The sequence below is a fragment of the Hydrogenimonas thermophila genome (assembly GCF_900115615.1).
Taxonomy (GTDB): Bacteria; Campylobacterota; Campylobacteria; order Campylobacterales; family Hydrogenimonadaceae; genus Hydrogenimonas; species Hydrogenimonas thermophila.
The window spans coordinates 1-8,715 of sequence record NZ_FOXB01000064.1; the positions used below are offsets into that span (position 1 = coordinate 1).

At 34.6% G+C, this 8,715-nt stretch carries 6 protein-coding genes; all 6 read right to left on the minus strand.

Going from position 1 to position 8,715, the window contains the following annotated elements:
• Window positions 1-914 (minus strand): GGDEF domain-containing response regulator (locus tag BM227_RS12095; protein WP_092914208.1); only part of this gene is annotated, 914 nt, incomplete at its 3' end.
• A 370-nt stretch (window positions 915-1,284) separates the two neighbouring features.
• Entirely contained in the window at window positions 1,285-1,509 is a 225-nt protein-coding gene (locus BM227_RS12100; protein ID WP_092914209.1) for a hypothetical protein, read from the minus strand.
• A gap of 7 nt (window positions 1,510-1,516) precedes the next feature.
• Window positions 1,517-3,823 carry a molybdopterin oxidoreductase family protein gene (locus BM227_RS12105; RefSeq protein WP_092914211.1) on the minus strand — a complete coding sequence of 769 codons (2,307 nt, stop codon included), beginning with the start codon at window positions 3,821-3,823 and terminating at the stop codon, window positions 1,517-1,519.
• A 353-nt stretch (window positions 3,824-4,176) separates the two neighbouring features.
• The gene (locus BM227_RS12110; RefSeq protein ID WP_092914213.1) at window positions 4,177-5,772 is read right to left on the minus strand and encodes a DmsC/YnfH family molybdoenzyme membrane anchor subunit; all 1,596 of its coding nucleotides are present in this window, start codon (window positions 5,770-5,772) and stop codon (window positions 4,177-4,179) included.
• A gap of 102 nt (window positions 5,773-5,874) precedes the next feature.
• The gene (locus BM227_RS12115; RefSeq protein ID WP_177202058.1) at window positions 5,875-8,418 is read right to left on the minus strand and encodes a putative bifunctional diguanylate cyclase/phosphodiesterase; all 2,544 of its coding nucleotides are present in this window, start codon (window positions 8,416-8,418) and stop codon (window positions 5,875-5,877) included.
• Window positions 8,411-8,715, minus strand: a 305-nt coding sequence (locus BM227_RS12845; RefSeq protein ID WP_218147961.1) for a hypothetical protein, incomplete at its 5' end; no start/stop codon positions are given. The genes BM227_RS12115 and BM227_RS12845, both read right to left, overlap by 8 nt.

Genomic DNA, 8,715 nt, shown 5'->3' on the forward strand with positions numbered 1-8,715 from the left:
TGTCCATATTTATCATTGATCTTTTTGAAAAAATCTATATCAAATATTACAAGAGAGAGTGGATAATCAAGCCTTTTAGATTGAGCCATTATCTTTTCTGCTATCTCATACAGGTAGTGTCTATTATGCATACCTGTTAATGCATCTGTTGTTGCACTCTCTTTTACGTGTTGAAGCATATCTAACATATCTAAACTATTATTTATACGGCAAATCAACTCCTCTTTTCCGAATGGCTTTCTTAAGTAATCATTTGCACCTAATTTTAAAAACCTTGCTACTGTTGCATGATCATTATCTGAAGATATTGCGATAAATGGCAGATCAAGCATTGAATACTCTACTCTAAGCTCTTTTAGAAACTCCATTCCATCCATATTGGGCATATTATAGTCACTCAAAATCATATCTATACTCTCTTCAGATATAATTTTAAGTGCTTTTTGACCATCTTCTGCTTCATAGACTGTAAGGTTCTGTTTCTCTAAAATTCTTTTATAAAAGCTTCTTACCGGTTTTGAATCTTCTACTATTAGTATGCTTCTTGACTCATTTGCATCCAATCGCTGTATCAACTTTATTAAATACCCAAAGCGTTGCAACTCTGATTTTATAATATAATCTACAATATCGAAAGCAAACATCTCATCTCTAAATGTATCATCATTCAAACCTGTCATTACAACAACTTTGTAATGCGCATTTACAAGGTCTTTAATGTGTTCTCCACTACTGTCAGGTAAATTAATATCGGAAATTACAAGATCAAATCTTTTTTTTGAATTAATAATTTTTTTTATTTCAGCATATGTCTCTATTACTTCAAACTCAATATGAGAAAAATGATTTATTAATGCTTTAAGCAAAATTTTTTGATAAATTCGATCATCTTCGATCACCAAAATTTTTTTCACCTGTAACTCCCGAATATACTACAAAATTATATTAGCTACAATTATTTTATTTCATGATTTACTATAATGTGTAATATGCAGAAAAAACTTATAAAAAATTAGATGGAAATGTGTGATTGATTTAAATAGCATACTAAAATTTACTAAAATAGCATTATATAAAACTGGTTCAATTATTCTACTCAATATTACTTTGATAAACTTAAAAATTTAAAATGTTTTATAAAAATATACATATAATAAATATATTAATCGATTATAGCCTTAATATAGTTCTAAATTAAAAATAGTCTTTCAATTTAATTTGATTATCTTATTAAGAATTACTGATATAAAAAATATCTTTTTATAGATATTTTTGAGAAGAAAATCATATATCCACTCCATCCCAAAACTCATCATAGCTAAGATTGGTTTGAGCGTTTTCATCCATCAGGTTTTTCTCCATCAGCTCTTTTTGAACCTGATCGAAGTAGGCATCGAGTGCCTCTTCGATAATCTGTTCAGGAGACTTTTTGAGAATTTCAGAAAAGATATGAAGGTTTTCAATTGTTTCTGCACGTAGACGCAGTGTTTGATTATTTTGCTCTTTCATACCAAAATTATACCGAACCTACTCTTTCTTTATCCAAAATCTTCTCTATAGCACTCTCTTGTTCTTGATACCCAAGAGCTCCAGAAATCTCTTCTTCTTTTAGTTTAATTCCATCAGGAACTTTTTCACTATGCAACTGTACAGCTGTCTGCTTGTAGTTTGGCTCGTAAGACTTTGGATCAAAAAGTGACTGGGTAAGAGTATTAACCAACTGTGTATTAAAGTGAAAAGGCACAAAGACTGTCCCCTCACGCACTGCTTCAGTCACACGAACAACTACATTATCAACTTTTCCTCTTGGCGAACTTAGACTAATGCGATCGCCACTTTTAACCTGCAGTTTTTCAGCATCTTTACTATTTAACTCAATCCAAGCTTCAGGGGCGAGGTCTTCAAGAATCTTAATGGTTCCTGTTTTGGTACGAGTATGGAACTGCTCAACAGTACGCCCGGTATTTAAAATCAGTGGAAATGAGGTACAAATATTCTCTTCCATAGGGAACCAATCAGCAAAGACAAACTTTGGTTTACCCTCTTCATTTCTTGTTTTCATACCTTCATAGTAAAGACGTGGCGTACCTTCAGGATGCTCTTCATTACACGGCCACTGAATACCGCCAAGCTTTTCAATCTTTTCATATGTCATACCGCTATAATCGCACAAACGTCCCTTACTTACACGCTTCCACTCTTCAAAAGCATCTTCTGGCTTGCTCCATCCATTAAAAAGAAGTTCATACTTGCCTTCAAAATGTTTACTAAACTCCACAACAATCTCAAAGTCGCTTTTAGAATCTTTGTAGTTTGGCACTGACTTTTTTGCAAGGTTACAGCGTCGCTCAGAGTTTGTATAAGTACCTGTCTTTTCACTCCAAGTTGCTGCACCAAAAAGTACATCGGCTAACTCTGCCGTATCGCTCATAAAGCTATCTTGCACAACTAAAATTTCTAGTTTTTCCAATGCCTTGCGAAGTCTGTTTTGATCAGGGTAGCTTACCAGCGGATTTGTTGCCACAACCCATAATGCCTTAATCTCCCCTTTTTCAATAGCTTCAATTATTTGCGGATATGCATACCCACGTGCTGTTGGTACCAACTCTTCAGGAACGCCGACAATATTGGCATACTCTCTTCTATCTTCTGCACTTGCAAAGTTTCGATACCCAGGAATCGAACTGGTAAATCCACTCTCACGTGTTCCCATCGCATTGCACTGTCCAGTGATGCTCATTGGCGAACCGCCAGGTTTACCCAAATTTCCTGTCATCAATGCCAAGTTGACAATCGCACTTACCGTATCAGTTCCCATTGCTGACTGGTTAACCCCCATTGTCCAAGCACTCATTGCAGCTCTCGCACCGGCGTAAAGTCTTGCTACTTCATAAAGGGTTTTAACATCAATGCCTGTAATATGGGCAACCTCTTGCGGTGGATATTTTTGAATATTTTTAATAAACTCTCTATACCCAACTGTACGCTCTTTGATGAACTTCTCATCCATCCATCCCTGTTCCCAAATGATGTAACATAACCCATTAATAAATGCCAAATCTGTACGAGGTTTGATTGGCAAGTAGATATCTGCCATATTGGCTGTTTTGCTGTGGCGTGGATCGACTACTATGATTGTTGGTTTTTTGCCACGTACTTGTTTATTTCTTGCAATATGTAGCTTCAAAATTGGATGGTTATCCGCAATATTGGCACCAATTAGCATAATCACTTCAGCGTGACTAAAATCTTCATAACAACCCGGAGGTCCATCACTTCCAAAACTCTGCTTGTATCCCATCACGGCACTTGCCATACAGAGCGTTGTATTTCCATCATAGTTATTGGTTTCAAGCCCAAGCTGAACAAACTTTCCAAGGGTATAAAACTCTTCAGTCAAAAGCTGACCTGTAGAGATTACAGCAACTGATCGTTTGCCATACTTGGCTTGTACCTCTTTAAATTTATCACTCACCTTTTTAAAGGCTTCATCCCAAGAGACCTGCTCAAACTTGCCATCTCTTTTGATCATTGCCCCTGGAAGCCGTGAAGGTGCACGCACCATCTCATGCTCACTCAAGCCTTTAGGACAGAGTGTACCACGATTAACAGGATGATCAGGATCACCTTTAACATAGACAGGATCGCTATTTTTAACCCCAATGTAAAGCCCACACCCTACACCGCAATAACCACAGGTTGAGCGCACCCACTTATCTGGTGCTTTCTCTTTAGCTACTTTTCCAAAAAAAGGATCATCAACAAGTAAATACTTCTCTTCTTTAATATCAAACCCAAAAAACTCTTTTATTTTATTCAGCATTTTCTATTCCTTGTTATGTTATAATAAATACGCATGACTATTTTATGCGCATGGTACTCCTAAAACGGTTGGCTACCGTTAAAAGGATAAAGCAGTTGCAACCTTTATCTAGTTTTATGATATAATACAACTGTACGTACAAAAGCGATCAATGTACTCCAAAGCGGTTGGCTACCGCTATAAAGGCAAGGTTTATACCTTGCCTTTTTTTTTGCAGGTTGGGGCGGGCGGGATATTGTAAAAGGAGTTTGCATTGATCGCTAAATTAGTCATAGCACTCCTAATTGTAATGATATTTGCAATATCATTATATTAGGAGTCCATAGCGGGACTAGCCATCCCGCTTGCTATGACTAACCCCTCTGACTCCCTGCAAAAAAGTTCCCTGCCAATCCAAGCGGTACAACTGTCACATAAAAGAGATAGCGTCCAATCAACTCACTAGCCATTGCACCAATAAGTGCCAATATAAGTATGAATGCCGCTACACCACCCATATTTGCCGCTGCAAAAACAATAGATACCATTGGCAAACCAATTGCAAAGAGAGCCAAACTCATCAAACGTGCCTTTTTAAGATGCCCAAAATACTCCTCTAACAATCTCTTTGTTCGACTTAACTGATAGTAAAGAGGATGCTCTTTATCCAAATATTTATAAAAAACTGTCTCTTCATAAATCAGATGCATCTGATAAAGTCCAAACATAAGCATAGGTGCCATCAGTGCCAATACACTTCGTGCCTCACCTGTCATTGCTAAAATCACTGCTACGAGCAAGAATCCAAGATAACCTGATCCAAAAAATCGCAGAGTTGTTGACTTTCGATCCCAAGCTGGACGAGCCTTAATGCGATAGATCATAGACTGAGCATAGATACCATAAACTCCAAGAGCTACAATAGGAACCTCAACAAGCAGTTTAAGCCACTCTGAAACCCCAAGTGCATAGAGTCCCGCTAAAACTGTGACACCTCCAGCATACGCTCCAAGTGCCACCGCTTCACGACTAAGCCAAGAGGTTTTTAGATTTTTCATAGCTGTTATTGCCAATCCTGGACGACCAAGATGAAGAGCTGAAAGAGGAAGTCCAATTGCCGCTGGAAGTAATACAGCAATCACCATCCAAATATTTGGAGCTGGAAGATCAAGCCCAAAAAGATGTAGAAGTTCTCCTAAAAAGAGTGCAACAAATCCACCCACAGACATTTGTGTTAATACTGTCATAAAGACCAATGGAAGCTCAGAGTGGGCAGGTTTTAAAATATGCTCATCGGCTGGACGAATCTCTTTGCCTTCTGGCATATCAGGCAATGTATAACGTGTTGTTGGTTTTGTAATTGAGACATCTGGCAGATGCGGTGCAACCCCCTCTTTTGCCATATCATTTTTAATCCATTCTTCTGTATCAACCACTTCTATGGAAATTGCACCTGCTGGACACGCCTGAACACAAGCAGGTGTTTGTCCCGCTTCAAGCTTATCGACACACATATGACACTTTGTTACAATCCCACGCTCTTTATGAAATACAGGGACTTCATATGGACAGTTCCATGTACAGTATTGACACCCTATACAGGTCTCATCTTCATGAAATACAATGCCATTATCTAATTTAATGTAACTGTTTGTAGGACATCCACGCAGACATTCAGGATCAACACAGTGGTTACAACTCATTGAGTTAAAAAGTTGCAGTACATCAGGAAACTCTCCCGTCTCCATCTCCCCAACACGTCGCCACTTCACATCAGCTGGATTATTGTTTTGCTCATTACATGCCACTTCACAGCAGTGACACCCAACACAAGCTGTCATATCAAAATGGAAACGGTACTGCTGACCAGGTTTTAATTCGGGAATATCAATACTGTAGTTTCCACACTGCATTCCTGTTTCTGCTTTATGATTTAAAAAGCTATCTATTGCGCTTTTCGCTTCGCTCATATTTCTCCACCCTCTTGCTTGTAGTTGCATTGATTATAGCACTATCAATCAACAATTTTATGTATAAAATTTAGGCAGTAAGGGTGGATAAGTAAGTACCTTTTAGTTTTTACTATTTTCTTTCTCTAGCATATTTGTAGCTTCATCAACAGTTATAGGTTTTGAAAAGTAGTATCCCTGATAGTAGTCACATCCACAAGAGTCTAAATATTTAAGAATCTTCTCGTTTTCAACACCTTCAGCAACTACTTTTAGATCAAACACTTTTGCTGTATCTATAATCATTTTTACTATTTCAACATTTTTTCCTTCAAATAGATCAAGAATAAAACTTTTATCTATCTTAAGAATATCTACAGGAAGATTTTTAAGATAATTAATAGAAGAGTAACCTGTTCCAAAATCATCCATACTAAATGTTACACCAATATTTTTAAATGTTTTAATAACTTCAATAGTTCTGTCAATATCTTTTAAAAGAGCATCTTCAACTATTTCAAAATCTAAATACTCAGGCTTAGTTCCACACTCTTCTATAATTCTCATTATACTTTTAGTAAAATTTTTATTATTAAACTGTTCACCAGAGATATTTATTGATATTTTTTTATCAAATTCTGGCCAACGCTCTTTCCAAGCATTTATTTGATGACATACCTCTTTAAGAACATACTCACTTAAATCAAAACTTAAACGATTTCCTGCAGTAACATATAGAAACTCATCTGGATAGAGTAATCCTCTTTGAGGATGTTGCCATCTAACCAATGCTTCAAAACCAACTACTTCTCCACTTTTAATACTTACTTTTGGCTGATAGTGCAAAATGAGTTCTCTATTTTTAATTGCTTCTGCCAATTCATTTTTTATTAGAAGAAACTGTTTTGATTCAAGATTTAATCTTTCATTAAAGAAGTGATATTGATTTTTACCATTTTTCTTAGCATAATACATTGCTATATCTGCATTAACCATAACATCTTTATAGTTTGTTTCTTGATCTGGAAAAATCTTTACTCCTACACTAAATGTAACTTCTATATGATGTCCATCTATATCTAAAGGATCCTCAAAAAGTTTTTTTATCTTTTCTATTAAAATAGATACTTTTTTTGTAGCATCACTCTTATCTTTGCCAAGGTTACAAGCAATCAATGCAAACTCATCTCCTGCAATTCTGGCAAGAATATCATCTTCATATAAAATTTCTCTAAGTCTTTTTGAAATTTCAATAAGAACTTTATCTCCAATTTCATGGTTATAATAATCATTGATATACTTAAAGTTATCCAAGTCAAAAAATAAAAATGCGTTATACTCTTTCTCTTTTACTGCAGATTTATAAATTCTGTCAAGCTCTTCTATTAATTTTTGCCGGTTATATAAATCAGTTAATGAATCATGCTGAGCTCTATACTCTGCATTTTGCTGAGCTTTTTTTATTTCACTTATATCAAAAAAGTGTGCTATATAGTGTGTAATTTCTCCTCTTTTATCTTTAATAGTACTTACTGATAGTAGTTCAGGATATATTTCACCATTTTTTCTACGATTAAATATCTCTCCAGTCCAATGACCAAATTTTCTAATACTATCCCACATAGCAGCATAAAAATCTTTATCATGTATTCCTGATTTTAAAACATTTGGTTTTTTTCCTATTACATCTTCTGGTTTGTAACCTGTTATTCTTGTAAAAGCATCATTTACTTTTACTATAAATCCGTTGGAATCTGTAATAGTAATTGCTTCATGTGAATCAAAAGCACATGCAGCTACCCTAAGCTCCTCTTTTAAGCGCTCTTCATTGCGTTTATTTGCAATTTTTTCAAAAGCATAAGTAAGTTCATTTGTCATTTTTGTAATTAAATCGATCATACCAGTATCAAATATTCCACTATTTTCAATAGCTATAACTAAAATAAATGCTACTTTATCTTCTTTCATAATTGGAAAGATTCCAATCGTGTCTATACCCTTGCAGTGTGAATTTATCTTATTTTCACAAGATGTAATTACAAACTCTTTCTCTTTAATTACACGTTTTATTTCTTTATAAAATTTTAATGACTCAGAATTTTCATTTAATAGATCTTTTTGTATAAGAGCAGTTGGAATATTTTCAGAAATAATAGGTTCTACATGTTCTCCTTCTACCTTACCAAGCCAAAGATAGACAAATTTTTCTGTTTTATAAAGCATAATACTCAATGAGTTTAAAATTGTTTGTTCATCTTTGTTATAAACCAATATTTCAGAAAACTCAGCAAAAGCTTTATATAGGCGTTTTTGATCTTCAATAGTTTTAACAAGTTTGCCAAATGTGTTTAGCATTCTTGTAATTATTTTTACTAAAAAGATAAGAGCAAAAATTGATAAAGTCCAAAGTAACACACTTATTGATAAAATAGATAAAGCTTCATCTTTTAACTGTTTCTTTAACTCAATAATTTTCTGTAATACTAAAAAATTAGTCTTATAAATTGAATTAATATAATCTGTAGCAAGTTTCCACCACTCTGCACTGTTAATACCATTAATATCTTTTTTATATATTATTTTTTGCTTAATCTCTTCATACTTTTGTTCTGTTAATCTATTTACTTTCAGCCAAATCCGATGAAATTTAAAACCAACCTTAAACATACTCTTGCTCAAAAAGCTGGGCTGTAAAGTAATCGTCATATTTGCAAGTCCTTTTAATTTCTGCCATTGTAGCTTTACCAGTAGGTAGCTTTTTATATTTATGTGCATTATGAAATAATTGAAATAGATTTAGTGCAAAAGACCTTAGTATTGCTATAGAAAAAGGCTCTTTATAGGCAATATGTTCATCTTCTTCCATTAGCATATCTAAATGATAATGGTAGGTTTCAACTCTCCAATGAGAGATTATTTTATTATAAAAATCTTCGGCAGTAGTTCTAAAATTGGCTATCAAAT